12 protein-coding genes are annotated in these 20,612 nt (G+C 42.6%); all 12 read left to right on the top strand.

The annotated features are described in order from the left end of the window. Positions 1-8: 8 nt before the first annotated feature. The 12 genes from VYJ22_RS04670 to VYJ22_RS04615 all read left to right on the top strand — a co-directional run bounded on the left by VYJ22_RS04670 (position 9) and on the right by VYJ22_RS04615 (position 20,586). A complete protein-coding gene (locus VYJ22_RS04670) occupies positions 9-1,889 on the top strand; it encodes an ABC-F family ATP-binding cassette domain-containing protein (protein ID WP_329905342.1) in 1,881 nt (626 codons plus the stop codon). A gap of 12 nt (positions 1,890-1,901) precedes the next feature. Beyond that, the gene (locus tag VYJ22_RS04665) at positions 1,902-2,798 is read left to right on the top strand and encodes a TIGR01212 family radical SAM protein (protein ID WP_329905341.1); all 897 of its coding nucleotides are present in this window, start codon (positions 1,902-1,904) and stop codon (positions 2,796-2,798) included. Between the two features lie 1,061 nt (positions 2,799-3,859). Beyond that, entirely contained in the window at positions 3,860-6,880 is a 3,021-nt protein-coding gene (locus VYJ22_RS04660; RefSeq protein WP_329905339.1) for a tetratricopeptide repeat protein, read from the top strand. Positions 6,881-6,886: 6 nt separating this feature from the next. Further along, positions 6,887-8,728, top strand: a complete 1,842-nt coding sequence (locus VYJ22_RS04655) for a TonB-dependent receptor (RefSeq protein WP_329905338.1) — start codon at positions 6,887-6,889, stop codon at positions 8,726-8,728. A gap of 34 nt (positions 8,729-8,762) precedes the next feature. Next, a complete protein-coding gene (locus tag VYJ22_RS04650) occupies positions 8,763-9,998 on the top strand; it encodes a Cof-type HAD-IIB family hydrolase (protein ID WP_329905336.1) in 1,236 nt (411 codons plus the stop codon). A gap of 76 nt (positions 9,999-10,074) precedes the next feature. Beyond that, positions 10,075-11,772 (top strand): glutamine--tRNA ligase/YqeY domain fusion protein, encoded by a 1,698-nt coding sequence (locus tag VYJ22_RS04645; protein ID WP_329905335.1) that lies wholly within the window; start codon positions 10,075-10,077, stop codon positions 11,770-11,772. Positions 11,773-11,786: 14 nt separating this feature from the next. Next, a complete protein-coding gene (locus tag VYJ22_RS04640) occupies positions 11,787-12,446 on the top strand; it encodes a DedA family protein (RefSeq protein ID WP_329905334.1) in 660 nt (219 codons plus the stop codon). A gap of 211 nt (positions 12,447-12,657) precedes the next feature. After that, a complete protein-coding gene (locus tag VYJ22_RS04635) occupies positions 12,658-13,398 on the top strand; it encodes a (Fe-S)-binding protein (protein WP_329905333.1) in 741 nt (246 codons plus the stop codon). Further along, complete coding sequence (locus VYJ22_RS04630; protein ID WP_329905332.1) at positions 13,395-14,762, top strand: lactate utilization protein B; 1,368 nt, start codon at positions 13,395-13,397, stop codon at positions 14,760-14,762. The genes VYJ22_RS04635 and VYJ22_RS04630 overlap by 4 nt, the downstream gene beginning before the upstream one ends. Positions 14,763-14,773: 11 nt before the next feature. Further along, the gene (locus tag VYJ22_RS04625) at positions 14,774-15,358 is read left to right on the top strand and encodes a LutC/YkgG family protein (RefSeq protein ID WP_329905331.1); all 585 of its coding nucleotides are present in this window, start codon (positions 14,774-14,776) and stop codon (positions 15,356-15,358) included. Between the two features lie 1,438 nt (positions 15,359-16,796). Beyond that, on the top strand, positions 16,797-18,755 hold the full coding sequence (gene gyrB, locus VYJ22_RS04620; RefSeq protein ID WP_329905329.1) for a DNA topoisomerase (ATP-hydrolyzing) subunit B: 1,959 nt from the start codon (positions 16,797-16,799) through the stop codon (positions 18,753-18,755). 22 nt (positions 18,756-18,777) lie between these two features. After that, positions 18,778-20,586, top strand: coding sequence for a membrane dipeptidase (locus VYJ22_RS04615; RefSeq protein WP_329905328.1), 1,809 nt, complete (start codon positions 18,778-18,780; stop codon positions 20,584-20,586). The last annotated feature ends 26 nt before the right edge of the window (positions 20,587-20,612 follow it).

Below are 20,612 nucleotides of genomic sequence, written 5' to 3'. Positions count from 1 at the left end.
AATTCACAATGCTTCAAATAGACAATCTCACCAAGAGTTTTGGTGACCGCATATTATTCCAAAACATCTCATTTAGTATAGACAAAGGTCAGAAAGTAGGACTCATCGCTCCAAACGGAACGGGAAAAACTACCCTGATCAACCTGCTTGCCGGGATAGATACGCCGGATAGTGGTAATATCATATTTCAAAATGGAGTTCGATGGAGCTATCTCCCCCAATTGCCACATTTACCGGAGACAGGTACCATTCTCGAGGCCTGCTTCAGTAAATTTGACCCCGTAGCTATGCTTACCCTGGAATGGGAGAAAGCTCTTGCGGAAAACGATGATGAAAAGATGCAAAAACTCCTGCCGGAAATGGAAGCTCTCGATGCATGGAGCTATGAGCAGAGAGCCAAAGAAATACTGGGTCAATTGGGGCTCAATGACTGGGACAAGCCTGTAACCAATCTTTCGGGGGGAGAAACAAAACGCATTGCTTTGGCAGCAGCTCTGATCAGTAATCCCGATTTGCTCTTTCTCGACGAGCCTACAAACCATCTTGACCTCAAAACCATCGAATGGCTTGAGGGCTATCTGTCACGTTCGCTCATCAGTCTCCTACTCGTCACCCATGACAGATATTTCTTGGATAGAGTTTGCAACCAAATTCTGGAGATCGACAGTATGGAAGTTTATAAGTATAAGGGCAACTACAACTACTATCTCGAAAAAAGGCAAGAAAGACTGGATGCTGAGCAAAAAGAAATAGAGAAATCAACTAATATCTATCGGCGTGAACTCGACTGGATGCGTCGACAACCTCAAGCCCGTGCAGGCAAAGCCAAAGCACGGATAGATGCTTTTTATGACCTCGAAAAGAAAACCAAAAGCCAGAGAAATGATGATGAAGTCAACCTCGGTTCGGCTCAAGCGGGGCATATAGGTAAAAAAATATTCGAAGCGGAGCATATCAGTAAGAGCTTTGGAGACAAAATCATCCTCAAGGACTTCAACTATATCTTCAGCAGATTTGACAAAGTAGGAGTAGTGGGCGAAAACGGTGTGGGCAAGACCTCCTTCCTTCGCCTTCTTTTAGGTGAGATACAACCGGACAAGGGTGCTTTTGAGATTGGCTCTACCATTCGTTTCGGATACTATAGCCAGAAAGATCCGTCTTTTGACCCCAACAAAAGAGTGATAGATGTAGTAAAAGACATAGCAGAAAACATAGAGTTCGCACAGGAAAGCGGTATCGTAAAAGTAACAGCATCGCAGATCTTGACACAATTTCTCTTTTCTCCGGAAAAGCAATACACTCCCGTAGGCAAGCTGAGCGGAGGCGAGCTACGACGCCTTTATCTCTGTACCGTGCTGATTGGGAGTCCCAATTTTCTTATCTTGGACGAGCCTACAAATGACTTGGACATCCTCACACTGAACATTCTGGAACAATATCTTATTGATTTTACGGGCTGTGTACTCATCGTATCGCACGATAGATTTTTTATGGATAAGGTGGTCAATCACCTACTTTGTTTCGAAGGCGAAGGCGTGGTACGTGATTTCCCAGGCAATTACTCCCAATATAGATCGTTCCAAGAACTGAAGGAGCAAGAGATTAAGGCGGAAGAACAAAAAGTAAATGAGCCGGCAAAAGTAAAAACAGAGAAACCCCAAGGCAATAACAGACAGCGCAAGCTTAGCTTCAAGGAGAAACAAGAATTGGATGACCTACTCAAAAAAATACCACAGTTAGAGGCTGAGAGGTCCGATCTGGAAGTCCGCATGAGTAGTGGTGCTCTTGACAATAATGATCTGCTTGCAGCCGGCAATCGTATTGCTGCAATCATAGAGGAGCTGGATACACTCACCTTACGGTGGTTGGAACTGGAAGAGCTACAATAAAAAAGGAAGGAAATGAGAGACTGGATAGATTTTAGTTCTTTTCTAAAAGAATTTTTCCCTCACGATAAAGTACAAAAAATAACCCTCAACGCAGGATTTACATGCCCTACCCGTGACGGATCATTGGGCAAGGGAGGATGCACCTACTGTAACAACAAAAGTTTTAGTCCCGCCTTCGCACTTCATCAGAAAAGCGTTACAGCGCAACTCGATGAAGGAGTGAGTTTTTTCAGTCGCAAATATCCCCATATGAAATATTTGGCTTACTTCCAATCTTATACCAACACATATGGTGATGTGGCAGAGAGCATAGCCAAGTACGAGGAAGCTTTGTCCTATCCCGGAGTGGTAGGGCTTATTATAGGCACCAGACCCGACTGTATGCCACAGCCACTGCTCGATTATTTTCAAGAATTAAGTAAAAAGCATTTCCTGCTTATCGAGTACGGAGTAGAAAGTACTTTGGACAAGACCCTAGACAGAATACAAAGGGGACACAGCTGGCACACCAGTTGTGAAACGATAGAAAAGACTCATGCTGCGGGGATTATGACGGGGGCTCATCTGATTTTAGGATTGCCGGGAGAGTCAAGAGTAGAAATACTGAGCCATGCTCAAAGAATATCCCAACTACCCATAAAAACCCTCAAGCTACACCAACTCCAAATCATCAAGGGCACCTTGATGAGTAAAGAATATGAAGAAAATCCTGAAGATTTTCCCTTGTTTACGGAAGAGGATTATATACAGCTTTGCGTAGACTTCGTATCACTGCTCAGAGAAGACATCATTATCGAACGGTTTGTGTCCCAGTCTCCTCCATCACTTGTTATTGCTCCTCATTGGGGACTCAAAAACTATGAATTTACGGATAAAATACGCAAGCGGATCCGTGAAAGCAAACTCTAAAAATGTTTGGGGAAAATCAAATAAAAAAGAATATTAGAATTCAAAAAGTGGCAAACTATAAAATCAAAAAGATAGCCATATAGGCATTTAACTATCACAAAGAAATCATTTACAAAAAAAAAACGATCATACCTCCCCCTGAAGACAAAACCAATATTGATCATAAATCTATATTTTCAAGAGCAGATATTCTTTTGTTATTTTTCTAACTAAGTTTTATAATTTTCCTAACTACGCTTTTATATTTTTGTAACTAAGAAAATCTTCTTGCCTAGTTAAGAAATAAAGATTGCCTAGTTAGAAAAATATAAAAGCGTAGTTAGAAAAAAACTGCATAACCCACAACAATAAAAAAATCCGTAAAGAGGTTGTATAAGCCTGTTTACGGATTTTTTATGATATGTGGCGCAATATTTTACATTTTGACAATTTGATATTGAGGAGTTATAACTTCTTTTTGACAATATGTAAATGCAACATTTGCCATAGTCCTACAAGAACCATAGATAAATATATGATCAGCGGTATTATTTTGTAATATGTTTTCCCCATGTTATTTTTCTCTTGAGTCAACTTTGAATTTGTAAATTATTAGTAGAGTCAGCATAAAAAACTTTATAGCATAATCCTTGTCACATCCCACGCCACAAAGATACAACATCTGCCCCTCCTTTGTCAAGAGGAAAAGCCTATTTTCTACAATATAAATCTCAAGTTAGATTTTGCTAAACAAACACACAAGAGGCTAATGATTTTAATAAGAAAATAATAATTGTACTATAATTATGGTTGAATAAGTGTCGGTAACCACCGAAGACTATTGGCTGTAATAGCATAATTTTAAAATACAAAAGATAAATGTTAAAACTTGTGGAATAAAGAGGATAGAATATTATCTTTGTATAAAGTGAAATATAAGAACTTACACGCCTTGCCTTGTCAAGAAACATCATTGTGGTAAGTATAGAACACCCATGCAGGGATATCTCACCTAAACAATGAATGAGATTGGACAGAGTAAGAAAAATATGTGTAAAAACATTAAATACAATTGAGACAATATGACAAAAAAGATTCTTTGCCTCTGCCTGAGCGGTATGTTATCGCTACCGATAGCCGCCCAGCAAATTGTCAACAATACTGACACTGAAACTATCAGTAACATTACGCAATACATTGGTCAGACCAACTACCTGGGAGCTGCTCAGCTTGTTCGTTGGGCACAAATAGATCAATTCAATAAAGAAGAGCTTGCTTATGCCAAGCTGCTGAATGATCTGCACAACTCTTCGCAAGATCCATCAATAGTGATCAATACTTTTTTGGAAAGATACCCTTCTTCTATCTCCAAACAAAAGGTAAATCTGATCCTTGCCAACATATATTTGCAAGAGAAAGACTATAACAGAGCCTTATATGTCATAGAAAACTTGGATGAGAGAGGCCTCTCTCTTACAGAGAAAACTCAATATCAAGTGCAATGGGCTTATACTTTGATGAAGAAATACCCTAACCGTGTCACTGACGTCAATTCCAAGGAAAGCAGGCATGCCAAGGCTCTTCTCCAAAGTGGAACAAGAGGTGCTGAACCTTGGGCCGAAACAGCTTATCTCTATCTGGGAGCATTAGAGTTTGTTCAAGGGAACAGCAATACGGCTAGAAATATTTTCAACAATACCCATTGGAGTAAAAATATTGAGCCTGAAGCAGGCTTTTATAAAGTAATTTTGGCTTATACCGACAAGCAATACCAACAAGCCATCTCTACAGCCCAAACTCTGCTAGCACAATATCCGGAGATGAAAAGCCGCCCGGAACTTATCAGCACCGTGGGACAATCCTATTTTATGCTCAATGACTATGAGCAAACCATCAATACGTTGCAATCACTCCGCAATATTACCGGTTATGAACTAACGCCGGGAGAAGGTTATGCACTCGGGACATCGTACTACAATACCAAAAGGTATCAGGAATCTCTCATGCCTCTTGGTGTAGCTGCTGACGGTGATGACCTCATCGCCGCAATAAGTAATCTCCAAAGGGGAAACTCACTTATTTATCTGGGGCAAAACTCTGATGCGATATTGGCCTTCGAGGCGGCAGGCAAAAAGAAAGGAGCTGATACGGCTGTAAAAGAGATAGCTCTATACAATATGGCTTTGTTGCAAAGAAGCGCAGGCACCTCCAACTTCGGACAAGCCGTAAAAAATGCAACAGCCTTCTTGCAAGAATTTCCCAACTCGACCAAAAGAGAAACCATGGGGCAGATACTTGCAGAGTTTTTCCTCACAAGTAAAGACTACGCTACCAGCCTGCAAACTATTAATAAGATAAACCGTCCTACAGAATCTATAGTAAAAGCTCATCAATATGTATTGACCCGTATGGCAGAGGAAAGCGGCCGAAATGGTAATGGCTTTGAGCGAATGGAATATCTTAATAAAGCTATAGCCTTGGGGAATAAATCGCCTCACTACGGGGAAGCTTTGATCATGCGTTCTTATGCCAATTTCCGAAATCAGAACTTCACTGCGGCAACCGACGATGCACGCCGATATTTGCAAGTAACCTCGTCCGGAGGTAACCAAACCGATCAGGCATATTATCTTTTGGGGTATTCGGAATATAATCAAGGGAACTACTCAGAGGCCTACAGCGCTTTCAGCACATACACGACTCTGAACAGTATAACACCGAAATATAAGGCTGACGCCCTATGTAGAATGGCTGACTGTAAATATCGACAAAAGAACCTGGACGAAGCCGAACAGCTATACAACCAAGCAAACAAACTGGTGCCAGAAGGTGTGGATGATGCTTACTATAGATTGGCAGGGATATACGGACTCAGAAAGCAATATACCCGTCAGATCAATATAATAGATGAATTCCTAAAAGACCATCCCAACTCGGAAGTATCACCTGAGATGCTGTACCAACGTGGTAGGGCAGCCGTGATGGGGCACCTGGCTCCACAAGAAGCAGAAAGGTCATTCAAAGACGTACAGAATAGATACCCCGACACGAAATGGGCTCGTACTGCAGCTTTGGACTTGGCTCTCATGTATTACAATAACGGACAAACCGAACAAGCCATAAAGACCTACAAAGAAGTAATACGCAATTATAAACAGAGCGATGAAGCACGCTCGGCACTCGCAGACCTTAAAACCATTTATCTGGAAAGCGATAGAATCGGTGAATACACGGCATTTGTAAATTCATTGGGATCGGAATTTGCCATGAGTGCTAATGAAAATGCGCATCTGGCATTCTTATCCGCCGAAAGCAAATACCGTAACAAAAGCGGAAATCCGGAACAGCTTTTACAAAATTATCTCAATCAATATCCTTCATCGGTGGATGCTCCCAAGGCAAAACTATATTTAGCAACTTTACTCAACGAACGTGGAGAATATAACAAGGCATTTGAGTTATATACTCAGCTTACCGGCCCACAAATAATACCTGAAATAAGAACCATGGCTCTTGCCAAAACAGGGCAAATGCAGGTAAAGAACAGAAAATATGACGAAGCCTTGAAATCGTACGAAGCATACTACAGTATTGCGACCACCTCTGAGGAAAAGCAAGAGAGTGCTTTGGGGCTTGCCCGTAGTGCCTGTGAGATGAAAGATTATAAGAAAGCACTCAAAGCAATAAATGATTTATTGGGATCTGATTCAAATCTGTCTAAACATATAGCAGAAGAAGCCACATTGCTCAGAGGAAGAGCTCATGAGGGACTCAAAAACAATAAAAATGCTTTGGCAGATTATAAAAAAGCCGCTAACGACACCGATACCCCTACGGGAGCGGAAGCTTTGGTAAGAGAAGCATCGTTACTCTTTGCCCAAGGGAATAGAAAAGAATCAAAGAAACTGATTGATCAGTTCATAAAACAAAGCACTCCTCAGCAATATTGGCTTGCAAGAGGCTTCGTATTACTCTCTGACATTTATGTCAAAGAGGGTGATAAGTTTACCGCAAAGCAATATCTCGAAAGTCTGAAGCAAAATTACAACGGACAAAATGCGGAGATAGATGCAATGATAAATGAAAGATTACAAAAATTTTAATCAGACATGGCAAGAAAAATGAAAAAGAGCAATTATATATTACTTATTTCTGCATGGGCTTTGGGATGCCTGTCGGTAAACGCGCAAAACAAAACAACAAACCCTAAAGCCTCTTCAGGTGCTGATACGCTGAGAAGAGAACTTACGGTGGTGACGGATCAGAATATCCAACTGGGACAGTTGCAAGGCCTCTCTCTCAACCCTGTAATATCGAAACCGGTAGTGCCCCCTTTCAAAGCATCCTACCTTTACCTGCCTGATGTGTACAAACCCACAAGCCGTTTGTCTCCACGCAACGCCATAAGTCCTATGGCAGGATTGTTCAATAAGAAAAATCAGCGAGGCTATATCAACGTCGGCGCCGGGCTTATGTACAATGCCAGAGCAGATCTGGGAGTAAAGATTTTGGCTGACGAATCAAATACGCTGGACTTTTTATTGAGCCACAGGTCATCCTGGAGCGATATGTCTACTGCTCTCAAGGACATTAAGTCCAAAGCAAAAGATAGTCGCTTTATAATTGATTTGAATTACAACCATGTTTTTCCCTCCTTTGAATTAGGGCTCAACGGAAGCTATCAGAATCATTATTACAACCTCTATGGCATAGATAATATGATTGATATAAATAACATCGGAGTAAATTCGGATCGCGATATCAAAGATGATATAACAGCACATCTTTTCAGGCTCGATGCTAAGGTAGAGTCTTCTTCTCTCAATAACATTGACTGGATATATGAAGGTGATGCCAGGCTCAACTTCATTACCAAAAACATGAGCCTTTACAACAACTCACACAAGGTTACAGAACTCAACCCTATAGCTCATCTTAGTGTATTCAAAGCTCTGGGCACAGATTCACGATTCGGTATTTTCGGGAGTTACGAAGGCAAATTCATCAATTCCGATGATCCCCTATTCTATACTTATGAAAAAGAGAAAATAGAGGATTTTGCAAAAGCAGACAAGAAAGAGATACCCGACACACCCAAAACAAGCAATTTATCCACTCTGAGTGCAGGACCTTATATTTCACTCAAGGGTTCCAACGGCACTACTCTATGGGATATGAAATTGGGTGCCGGTGCATCTATTGTTTTCGGGATCAATTCCGGTGTTTTCTTTTGGCCTAAGGTGGATGCGGGACTTCAATTTTCTGACAACTGGAGTATCAGAGCCTTGCTTTGGGGGGGTACGGAAGCCAACACCATGATTACAATGGACAAGATGATGCCCTTTATAGCCAAAGATTATGCACTGAGACCTTCCAGAACCAAACTTGCAGGACGATTGTCTTTGAGCGGGCTTATAGCTTCGCAGGTAAAACTGACTCTCTATGGAGAGTATGAGAAAAAAGATATGGACATTAACTTCCGTCCCATAATTTTGAATGGCTCTTCACCGGAAGAAGCTAGGCTTACTTTCCGTCCGTATTATCAGAACACTCAGAGAATAACCGGTGGAGCAGATCTGAAATATCAATACAGTAGTTTATGGGGATTGAGTGTAGGAGCCAAATACAATCATTATGACAAGACAGATCTGATACTATCCGGTCGCCCTGAGCTGGAATTTTCCGCAAAGGCTTTTATCAATCCTATACAAGCCTTGTTAATCGAAGCTGCATTTGATCACACTTCGGGAGAAAAATATTATACTCCTCAGTATACAGAGTATAAACTGGGAGCAAAGAATAGACTTTCTGTGCATGCCAATTATGCGATAAACGACAAGTTTTCCGTTTATCTCAATGGAGCATATCACCTCAAAAATTATAATGAGAGGTTTTATGGCTATGCCCTACAAAGTTACTGGGGAATGTTAGGAGTCAATTTTAATTTCTAACAGAGAAAAGTCAGAAATTTTTATTTCTTGAATTATGAAATACAAGATTATAGCATTAGACGTAGACGGCACTCTGGTCACATCAGACGGAGTATTAGCCGAAAGAGATAAAAACGCCCTTATCAGAATACAAGAGGAATCCGGCATGAGGATTATCCTGGCCTCAGGAAGACCTCCTCAAGGGCTGAAAGCTTTGGCGAATGATCTCAAATTGGATGAATATAGCGGATATATATTACCTTTCAACGGAGGACAAGTAATCAACTGCCGTACCAAGAAAGTAATTTCCGAAAACACTCTGAGTAAAGAAGTGGTGGCTGAGCTTTATGAAATGAGTAAGGAGCATGGGCTTACCATACTTACATATGGTAGTAAAGGTATTATCTCGGAAAACCCTGAAGACCCTTTCCTCCAAGAAGAAGCACGGCTCAATCAAATGGACGTTATCCGTGTAGAAAACTTCCTCGAAGCAGTCAATTTCAATCCTCCCAAATGTCTTCTTGTAGGACCGCCTGAGAGGGTCAAAGAGGTAGAGGGGCTTTTCAAGTTGGACTTACAAGGAAAAGTAAATGTATTCCGCTCTGCAGAGTTTTTCCTCGAACTCGTTCCGTGGGGAGTCCATAAGGCTCAAGCTATAGCAGGCCTATTGGACAAGTTGGATCTCAATCGCAATGAGCTCATTGCTGTGGGAGATAGTTTTAATGATGTAGAAATGATACAATATGCTGGCTTGGGAGTAGCTATGGCCAATGCCAAAGAACCGGTAAAAGCTTGTGCCGACTATGTGACGACTGATAATGACAACGCAGGGATAGCCCACATGCTTGATAAGTATGTATTCAACGATTTTGATGAATGCCCCTATACACCTGAACAAGTAAACGAGATTGTTCCCGGAACATTGATGGACTCTTTGGGTATCAGATGTACTGTACTGGGAAAAGGATATGTAGAAGCAACCATGCCTGTAGATATACGCACAAGGCAACCGATGGGAATACTCCATGGCGGAGCCAACCTTGCATTTGCCGAAACGATAGCCGGCTTCGGATCTCTCGTGCTATTGGAGCCCGGAGAGATACAGGTGGGCATGCAGGTTAGCGGTAATCACATAGCCTCGGCTCTCGAAGGTGATATCATGAGAGCTGAAGCCCGCATCATACACCAAGGACGTAGTACACATGTCTGGAGCGTAGAGATTTTCTCTACAAAGAGTGGTAAATTGATCTGTAGCGTGAGAGTGCTCAACAGCATCTTGAAAAAGCGATAGATCATAGGTAAGTAAAAATCATTAACTTTGCACCTCAATAAAATAGTCATCAGAAACCATTATCCATCAATAATCAATGAACGAAGAATTAGATAACGCGATTGAGAATAAGAAAAGCTTAAACTTCGTTGAGCAAGCTGTAGAGAAAGACCTAAGCGAAGGTAAAAACAATGGCAGGATACAAACACGTTTCCCGCCGGAGCCCAATGGTTATCTGCATATCGGACACGCCAAAGCCATCTGTTTGGATTTTGGTATAGCCGAGCGTTACAATGGGGTATGTAATCTACGCTTTGATGATACCAATCCTGTGAAAGAAGATGTAGAATATGTAGACGCCATACGCAACGATATTGAATGGTTAGGATTTCACTGGGGCAATATTTACTATGCCTCGGATTATTTCGACAAACTCTATGCTTTTGCCGTAAGGCTTATACGTGAAGGCCATGCTTATATAGACGAGCAGTCTGCCGAGACTATAGCCTCGCAGAAAGGAACGCCCACCACTCCCGGGACGGACAGTCCTTTTAGAAGCAGACCTGCCGAAGAAAGTCTGGATCTTTTCCGCCGAATGAACGAAGGAGAATTCGAGGAAGGAGCAATGACCTTGCGTGCTAAGATAGATATGGCATCATCCAACATGCACTTTCGCGATCCCATTATTTATAGGATAATCAAACATCCTCACCACAGAACAGGTAATAAGTGGAATGTTTATCCTATGTACGATTTTGCTCACGGACAAAGTGATTACTTCGAAGGTGTAACCCACTCGATCTGTACGCTGGAGTTCGAAGTGCACAGACCACTTTATGACTATTTTATTGATCTGCTCAAAGAGAGTGACGATTACAGACCTCGTCAGATCGAATTCAACAGGCTCAACCTCACTTATACGATGATGAGTAAGCGCAAGTTGCTGCAACTTGTCAAAGAAGGTTTCGTCAGTGGGTGGGATGATCCACGTATGCCTACTATCTGCGGATACAGACGTCGTGGCTATACCCCGCAATCTATCAGAAACTTCATTGACAAAATAGGCTATACCAAATATGACGGTATTATAGATGTAGCCCTGTTGGAGCATGCTGTGAGAGAAGACCTCAATGCCCACGCTACACGTGTATCTGCTGTAATCAATCCTATCAAACTTATCATCACCAACTATCCCGAAGGAAAGACTGAGGAGATGACAGCTGTAAATAACCCCGAGCAACCTGAAGAGGGGTCACATACCATTACGTTCAGCCGTGAATTGTATATAGAGCAAGACGATTTCATGGAAGATGCTCCCAAGAAATATTTCCGTATGACTCCGGGGCAAGAAGTACGTCTCAAAAGCGCATACATTATCAAATGCACAGGTTGCAAGAAAGACGAGAACGGCAAAGTGGTCGAGGTTTATGCAGAATATGATGATCAAACACTTTCAGGCATGCCTGAAAGCAACAGAAAAGTCAAAGGTACGATACACTGGGTATCTACCCAACACAGCATCCCGGCGGAAGTGCGCTTATATGACAGGCTTTTCATGGACGAGAACCCCTCTGAAGTAAAAGATAAATCTTTGGAAGAACTTCTCAACCCTGACTCTCTGCAAGTGCTCACGCATTGCCGTGTAGAGCCTTTCTTAGCAAATGCCCAAACGGGCGATCACTTCCAGTTCCAACGTATCGGATATTTCACGGTTGATCCTGATAGCAAGCCTGACAACTTGGTATTTAACCGCACTGTGTCACTCAAAGACGCATGGAAAAAAGCCAATAAATAATCAAGATTGTTTCAATGGAATCAATATCTTTCATTCAGTGGTGTCTGGATCATCTCAATTACTGGACCATCACTTTGCTCATGGCTATTGAGAGTTCTTTCATCCCTTTTCCCTCAGAAGTAGTGGTGCCGCCTGCTGCTTATAAAGCAGCGGTGGGCAGTGGCGATCTCAATGTCTTTTTGGTGGTAATATTCGCTACCATAGGAGCAGATATAGGCGCACTGATCAACTATGTGCTCTCCATGTACCTCGGCAGGCCGATAGTATACAAATTTGCCAATAGCAAAATAGGAAAAGCTCTTCTTATCAATGCAGAGAAAGTGCACAAAGCCGAAGTTTATTTCGACAAAAACGGGATTATCTCCACGCTGATAGGGCGTCTCGTGCCCGGTATCAGACAACTGATCTCAATCCCCGCCGGTCTAGCAAAGATGAAGCTATCCACGTTCCTGCTGTATACTACCATAGGTGCGGGTATATGGAACAGTATCCTGGCTGCCATAGGATATTACCTCTCCAAAATACCCGGAATAAAGACGGAAGAACAGCTCATGCAACAGATCAATGCTTACAGCCATGAGATCGGACTTGGCATCCTTATATCTGTTATTTTACTCATTTTAATTATTCTTTTCAGAAAAAAAATAAGACGAAAGAAAATAGAGGTAAAATAATTACATAGAGGAGATTATTTTAATAAATAGAAGATAACTCAAGCTTGGAATTAAAAAAATTCCAAGCTTTCTTATTGTATTTCTAAACATATTTGTATTTTTATCCAACGATGGTTACATTTTCCATTTAGAGATATATCCACCCTATACATTTTTATAGTGGTTATATACCTTAAAATATTTTCACAAAAACACTTGTTATTTACACACAATGAAAGTAGGTTTATTTATTCCGTGTTATGTCAATGCAGTTTATCCTAAAGTAGGGATTGCAACCTACAAACTTCTGACATCATTAGGGCTTGACGTTGACTATCCTTTGGATCAAACATGCTGCGGACAGCCTATGGCAAATGCAGGGTTTGAACATCAAGCGAAGAATCTGGCTACAAGGTTTGAGAGGCTATTCAAAGATTGCGATGTGATCGTAGGTCCCTCGGCCAGTTGCGTAGCTTTTGTAAAAGAGAATCATCCGCGTATTCTTGGTAAAAAAGAACATGAATGCCATGCCCCTGAAGTAATACGCGACGTATGCGAATTCCTTCATGATGATCTCAAGATTACATCTATCAACTCTTTCTTCCCTCACAAGGTAAGCATCCACAATAGCTGCCATGGCGTGAGAGAATTGAATTTATCCACTCCCAGCGAAAGAAATTTGCCTTACTTCAACAAAGTGCGCAATCTGCTGGAAATGGTAAATGGGATTGAAGTCGTAGAACCCCAGCGTATCGATGAATGCTGTGGCTTTGGTGGTATGTACGCCATAGAAGAGCCTGAAGTATCGACTTGTATGGGACACGACAAAGTTACTGATCACATGAGTACCGGTGCCCAGTTTATCACAGGTGCCGACAGCTCTTGCCTCATGCACATGCAAGGGGTTATTGACCGAGAAAAACTTCCTATTCAAACAATTCACGCAGTAGAAATCTTAGCAGCAAACTTATGAGCACAAAGCATAGCAAAGCGGCTGCCCGCTTCTTAGAAAACAAAGCCGGTGCCAAATGGCACGACGAAACCTTGTGGATGGTGCGCCAGAAGCGTGATAACATCAGGAACCAAGTACCCGAATGGGAAAATCTACGTCAGCTCGCTCACGATATCAAAAGATACAATGTTACCCACCTCGAAGAGCTACTGCAGCAATTTGAGGAGAATGCCAAGAAAAACGGTGTTATTGTACACTGGGCCAAAGATGCCAAAGAGCACAACGATATCGTATATGATTTGCTGAGCAAACACAATGTAAAAAAGTTTGTAAAAAGTAAATCCATGCTCACTGAGGAATGCCACCTCAATGAACACCTTATCGAGAAAGGCATCAACGTAATAGAAACGGACCTTGGCGAACGCATCCTCCAGCTTATGGAAGTACCGCCCAGCCACATCGTGCTACCTGCCATTCACGTCAAAAGAGAGGAAGTAAGTGAGCTCTTCCATGAAAAATGGGGCACTGAAAAAGGCAATTATGACCCCACATACCTCACTCATGCTGCACGCAAAAGCCTCAGAGAAGATTTCATCTCAGCAGATGCAGCTATGACAGGTGGTAACTTCGCAGTAGCATCTACCGGCGAAGTAGTGGTATGTACCAACGAAGGTAATGCCGATATGGGTATGTCTTGTCAGAAACTCAATATCTGCTCTTTCGGTTTAGAAAAGATAGTTCCCGATCTTGATGCAGTGGGCGTATTCACGCGTCTTTTGGCTCGCTCAGCTACGGGACAACCCTCTACCACCTATACCGCACACTTCAGAAAACCTCACAATGGGGGTGAACTGCACTATATCATCGTAGACAATGGCAGAACTGATATCATGGGCAATAAGGATCACGTGAAGATACTCAACTGCATTCGCTGTGGTGCTTGTATGAATACTTGTCCTGTCTACCGCCGCTCCGGGGGATACTCTTACACTTATTTCATTCCCGGACCGCTGGGTGTAAACCTCGGTATGCTCAAAAGTCCCAAGGAATACTCTGACAACGTATCTGCATGTACACTCTGCCTCTCTTGCTCCAATGTATGTCCCGTAATGATAGACCTGGGTGAGCAGATCTACAAGTGGCGTCAGAAGCTCGACGGATACGGCAAGGCCAACCCCGAAAAGAAAGTAATGTCTATGGGAATGAAATTCCTCATGGAAAGGCCCAAGCTGTTTAGCACATCGCTCAAGATGGCTCCTATAGCCAATCACATGCCACGCTTTGTACTTTACAACAGCATCAACGCTTGGGGAAAAGGTCGTGAACTACCACAATTTGCGTCAACCTCTTTCAATAGCTGGTGGAAGAAAAATTTTAAAAAATAAGCAGTTTTACTATGAATAGCAAAGACATGATTCTGCAAAGAATCAGACAACATACGACAGAGAAAGCTCCCAAGCCAAGCATGGACTTCAAACCCATTACCTTTGAAGATAAGATGAGCAAATTCATCGATATATCCAAAGGTGTGGGAGGTAATGCGGTAGAACTTCAGGAAGGACAAGATATCAATGAATTGATCAAGAGTATTTATCCTGAAGCCAAACGCATCGGCTCAGCACTGCCATATATCACGGTAGCTACTTATTCGCCCGAAGATATGGAAAAACCCGGGGATATGAACGGCACAGACTTGGCTATTATAGAGGGGGAAATAGGGGTGTGTGAAAACGGCTGTATCTGGGTGGATCAGACGATTACAAAGCGCGCTTTGTTTTACATCTCGGAATACCTGGTAATTGTATTGGACAAATCCAAACTCGTCAATAACATGCACGAGGCTTACAAGCGTGTACAAGAGATCAACTCCTCATCACCCTACTCATGCTTTATCAGCGGGCCGTCCAAGACAGCGGACATTGAGCAGGCTTTGGTAGTAGGTGCACACGGAGCCAGAGGCACCACGGTAATATTGAAGTAAACTCTCATTTTTACAACTGATACTCAACCTTGCAGTGAAGAGATCCTATGGCGGATTTCTTCACTGTTTTTTATTGGGAAAACACCACTTCGATGAAGGGTCATCAACACCGGGCTTTTGACATTTTGTCAAATAAAGCGTCTTGTTTCGAGTTTAATAACAGAAAATCATTTATCTCACAACGAGTATTCTAAATATGTTTACTTGAGCTTTTTCGATGTTTATTTTTTTCTTTCTTAGTTAAGAATCCTTGCTTATTTATACATTGTTCAAATAACACCGCTATTCAGGATGCATTATATAACTTCAGGGGTATGGCTTTTTAAATGATAGCAAACGCGGTGCGTCTTTTTGTGAAGAATCTTTTTATATGCTCTCACGTGTGGCTATAATATCATTAATTGAGATGGAGTTTGTAAATACCCCGATATGTCCTTTCTCAAGGCTGTATACCCGGTAATAAAAGATGTCCTATTTTAGTTAAAACGTATTTGTATCTTAACTAAAACACGCTCGTCCTTTAACTAAAACACCAAGCTGTTTTAACTAAAACACAAAAGTATTTTAGTTAAAACACAAATCAATCTTGCAGTAGTTTTATGGATAATTGAGAACAAAAAATCCCGACCTCTACAATAAAGAAGTCGGGAGCTGTAATCTCTCCGCCGAGTCACTATGATACCATCCTTACGCCCAAAAGGGAATTAGGCGCTACTATGAGTCATAAGAAATATCGCGTAAAAACCGAATCTGCACTACATCTCCGTCATGTGCCACAGCGAGTATTATATTGCACTCCGGTAGTAGTCGCACACATCGTATAGGCAGGTACAATGCGCCACAAACATCCCATAAAGGATTTAAAAAGGTATAAAATAGAAGAAACGATAGACCTAAAAGGCTCAACGAAAGCTATCAACAGAATAAAAACAAGTATAGTCATAAGAAATAGAGGCATTAAAGTAAATTCAATAATATAGTGATACAAAGATAATACATCCGGAAGCCTTTGTCAAGCCCCCGCTGAAGAGGTATACAAAGCAGTCGGTCTCATTTTGCACACAAGCTGCAATAGCTTGACAGATGAGTACAAAAACGGCTATTTTTTATACAAATAGTCACATGACACTCTTGTCGTCCCAAGCAATTGGTGATCAAGATGAGGGCTTTTGAAAAAAAAGAATTCATTCACACAAATAGCGTGCGATATATAAGTGGGCATGGCATATCACTCACCCTAATGCAACAAGCGGTATAAGCAGAGGCAAATCCACACAAAATGGCGTACCTCGTATCCTCTTTTTCCTGATAATTTACACCGCATTGCACACATAGGGAGCATTCTATCATAAAGCTCTATAAATCTTGCTTCTTTGGCCTTTTTTTGCTAACTTTGTTCAGATTATATCTCACATCTTTTTAGATTTAATTCACAAAAATGAACGAAGAAAACAACACTACGTCGCCCAAAGATTATTCGGCCAGTAGTATCCAGGTCTTAGAAGGATTAGAAGCTGTGCGCAAACGCCCGGCGATGTACATTGGAGATATCGGAGAAAAAGGTCTGCATCACTTGGTGTATGAAGTTGTGGACAACTCAATTGACGAAGCTCTTGCAGGTTACTGCGACGATATACATGTCATCATCCACGAAGACAATTCCATAGAAGTTCAAGACAACGGTAGAGGTATCCCTGTAGATCTTCACGAAAAAGAAGGCAAAAGCGCCTTGGAAGTCGTGCTCACGGTACTGCATGCCGGTGGTAAGTTTGACAAAGGATCCTATAAAGTATCAGGAGGTCTTCATGGCGTAGGAGTTTCTTGTGTGAATGCATTATCGGCCAAGCTTATAGCTATAGTAAACAGAGACGGCAAAATACACAAACAGGAGTTTGCAAAGGGTATTCCGCAGACAGAACTGGAGGTTATAGGCAGCACTGACAAGACTGGAACCACTATCATATTCAAGCCGGACGATAGCATATTTATCACGACGGAATATCAATATAAGATTCTTTCGGATCGTCTTAGAGAACTCGCTTTCCTCAATGCGGGCATATCCCTCTCACTCACCGACAAGAGACAGAAAAACGAAGACGGCACGTACAAATCAGAGGTATTCCATTCGGAAGAAGGCCTCAAAGAATTTGTCAACTATATAGACCGCATGAAGGAGCCGTTGGTTGATAACGTGATCCACATTATCACCGAGAAACAAGGTATACCGGTAGAGGTGGCAATGACCTACAATACATCTTATCAAGAGAATGTATACAGCTATGTCAATAATATCAACACGATAGAAGGAGGTACTCACCTTGCTGGTTTTCGCAGGGGACTTACCCGTACGCTCAAGAAATACGCTACAGACTCCAAACTTCTCGAAAAAGTAAAAGTGGAGATCACAGGCGATGACTTCCGTGAGGGACTCACCGCTGTAGTGAGTATCAAGGTAGCAGAACCACAGTTTGAAGGCCAGACCAAAACCAAACTGGGAAACAACGAAGTTACCGGTGCGGTAGATATGGCAGTAAGCGAAGCTCTGGAGATCTATCTCGAGGAGCACCCCAAAGAAGCCAAAATCATTGTAGACAAGGTAGTGCTGGCAGCAACAGCGCGTCATGCGGCCCGAAAAGCCCGTGAGATGGTACAGCGCAAATCTCCTCTTTCAGGAGGCGGACTGCCGGGTAAACTTGCCGACTGCTCTTCGAAAGATCCTGCCATGAGCGAACTATTCCTCGTCGAGGGAGACTCCGCAGGCGGTACAGCTAAGCAAGGACGAGACCGTGAAACGCAGGCTATACTACCGCTGAGGGGTAAGATACTCAATGTAGAAAAAGCTATGCAACACAAAGTGCTGGAAAACGAAGAAATCCGTAACATATACACAGCACTGGGAGTAACCATAGGAACGGAGGAAGACAGCAAAGCCCTCAACCTTACCAAGCTACGCTATCACAAAGTAATCATCATGACCGATGCCGATGTGGACGGAAGCCACATTGCCACACTGATCTTGACCTTCTTCTTCCGCAATATGCGTGCACTCATCGAAAACGGTTATGTCTATATCGCTACTCCTCCACTCTACTTGTGTCGCAAAGGCAAGGAAGAGGAATACTGCTGGAACGAGCAGCAGCGCAAAGCATTTATAGCCCGTGTAGCAGATGGCAATGAGAACAAAGTACATGTACAGCGCTACAAAGGTCTCGGTGAGATGAATGACGAGCAACTATGGGAGACAACCATGAACCCGTCGAACCGTACACTACGCAAAATTACAATTGAGAGTGCTGCTGAAGCAGACTCCATTTTCTCCATGCTTATGGGTGACGAAGTAGCTCCGCGGCGAGAATTTATCGAGAGCAATGCTACTTACGCTCGTATTGATGCTTAATGAAACATATAGTCAAAACGATATGAACAAAGACCTTCCACAAGCTCTGCAGGAGCTTTTTAAAGAGGTTGAAAAGAATAAGGGGGGAAGTCATATGGCTTCTCCCTTGTCATATACAGCCCCTCTGATCGGGGTGAGTGCCAATCTCACAGACGGCCAGGGCTCATGCATTGCTCGAGCTTATACTGATAGTGTAATCAAAGCGGGAGGCATACCGATGCTCATTCCCGTTACCACTGATACCGTTGTATTGGCCAATGCACTGAGACGTGTGGATGGTCTCATCCTCTCAGGCGGTGACGATATCAACCCCGTGTATATTGATGAAGATCCGGCTCCAGGCTTAGGCAACGTTTCTCCAGAGAGAGACATATACGACCTCAAACTCATCAAGCTGGCTACCGATATGAACATTCCTATCTTAGGTATTTGCAGAGGGCATCAGTTGCTGGGTGTTGCCTATGGCTGCGGTTTGTATCAGGATTTATATACACAGCACAAGCATGAGTTTGCTATAGATCATAGCCCCAAGATTCCCAAAACAGAACCATGCCATGGGATAGAACTTATACAGGACGATAGCTTACTGCACAAACTGCTCTTTGGCGATAAGCAAAAGATCAGGGTCAACAGTATACACCATCAAGCCTTGCGACAGGTACAGCCCCCATTTATTGAGACAGCAATAGCAGCTGATGAAATCAACGAGGCCATGGAAGCGCTACCCGAGAAGAATATCTTGAGTGTACAATGGCACCCGGAACAGTTGGTGGCGGGAGGAGACGAACTTCAGCTCAAGCTCTTTGAATATCTTATAGCGGAAGCTCGCCTTTATCGTAGAGCCAGGACATTCCACAAACATCACATGATCTTGGACTCTCATGTGGATACACCCATGAAATTCAAGGAGGGGTTTGATATAGGCACATACACGGAAGCCTTGGTAGATTTGCCCAAGATGGAGACGGGAGATGTAGATACTTGCTTTATGGTAGCTTACTTGCCTCAGGGTGACCTCACCTCGCAGGATCATGACAAAGCGGTGAAGTATGCGGTAGGAAAGTTGGCTATGCTCAGAGAACAAGTAGAGCGTCACCCAGAGAGAGCCAGTATTGTCACCACTCCCGAAGAAATACTTAGGGCAAAGAAATCGGGTGTCAAAGCTATAGTGCCGGGGATAGAAAACGGATATGCTATAGGCGAGGACTTGAGCATGCTACGTGAGTATAAAGAAATGGGAGTCGCTTATATAACACTATGCCACAACGGAGACAATCTCATCGCAGACTCTGCAAGAAAAAGCGAAGGCAGAAACAATGGTTTGAGTGACTTCGGAAAAGATGTAGTCAGAGAGATGAACAGGCTAGGCTTGATGATAGATGTGGCTCATGCAGGGCCCAAGACTATAGAAGACGTATTGGCAGTAAGTTCTATGCCCATCGTATCGAGCCACTCGTCATGCAGGGCTTTGTGTGATCATCCCAGAAACCTTACAGACGAACAAATCAAAGCTATTGCAGCCCATGGCGGTGTAGTACAAATATGCTTGTACGCCGGCTTTATCAACCAGGAAGAAGAGAAGGCATCCATACTCGATGCTGTAGATCACATAGAACATATCATCCGATTGGTGGGGGCTGATCATGTGGGTATAGGCTCTGACTTTGATGGCGACGGAGAACTTATTGGATGCAGGAATTCTCAAGATTTAATACGTCTCACCATAGAATTACTGCGAAGAGGTTATGAAGAAAACACACTTAGCCGGATATGGGGTGGAAATTTTTTGAGAGTAATGGAACATTGTCAAAAGCAAGAATATACATGTTAACAAAAACGGTTATTATTGACACTTTT

The organism is Porphyromonas pogonae, from assembly GCF_036320655.1.
Classification (GTDB): Bacteria; Bacteroidota; Bacteroidia; order Bacteroidales; family Porphyromonadaceae; genus Porphyromonas; species Porphyromonas pogonae.
This window is presented reverse-complemented; position numbering and strand designations above follow the sequence as displayed.

Coding starts and splice junctions, on each gene's coding strand:
- VYJ22_RS04640 (WP_329905334.1), top strand. CDS start 11,787: ATGGAATCAATATCTTTCATTCAGTGGTGTCTGGATCATCTCAATTAC.
- VYJ22_RS04615 (WP_329905328.1), top strand. CDS start 18,778: ATGAACAAAGACCTTCCACAAGCTCTGCAGGAGCTTTTTAAAGAGGTT.
- VYJ22_RS04670 (WP_329905342.1), top strand. CDS start 9: ATGCTTCAAATAGACAATCTCACCAAGAGTTTTGGTGACCGCATATTA.
- VYJ22_RS04625 (WP_329905331.1), top strand. CDS start 14,774: ATGAATAGCAAAGACATGATTCTGCAAAGAATCAGACAACATACGACA.
- VYJ22_RS04655 (WP_329905338.1), top strand. CDS start 6,887: ATGGCAAGAAAAATGAAAAAGAGCAATTATATATTACTTATTTCTGCA.
- VYJ22_RS04660 (WP_329905339.1), top strand. CDS start 3,860: ATGACAAAAAAGATTCTTTGCCTCTGCCTGAGCGGTATGTTATCGCTA.
- VYJ22_RS04630 (WP_329905332.1), top strand. CDS start 13,395: ATGAGCACAAAGCATAGCAAAGCGGCTGCCCGCTTCTTAGAAAACAAA.
- VYJ22_RS04635 (WP_329905333.1), top strand. CDS start 12,658: ATGAAAGTAGGTTTATTTATTCCGTGTTATGTCAATGCAGTTTATCCT.
- gyrB (WP_329905329.1), top strand. CDS start 16,797: ATGAACGAAGAAAACAACACTACGTCGCCCAAAGATTATTCGGCCAGT.
- VYJ22_RS04645 (WP_329905335.1), top strand. CDS start 10,075: ATGAACGAAGAATTAGATAACGCGATTGAGAATAAGAAAAGCTTAAAC.
- VYJ22_RS04650 (WP_329905336.1), top strand. CDS start 8,763: ATGAAATACAAGATTATAGCATTAGACGTAGACGGCACTCTGGTCACA.
- VYJ22_RS04665 (WP_329905341.1), top strand. CDS start 1,902: ATGAGAGACTGGATAGATTTTAGTTCTTTTCTAAAAGAATTTTTCCCT.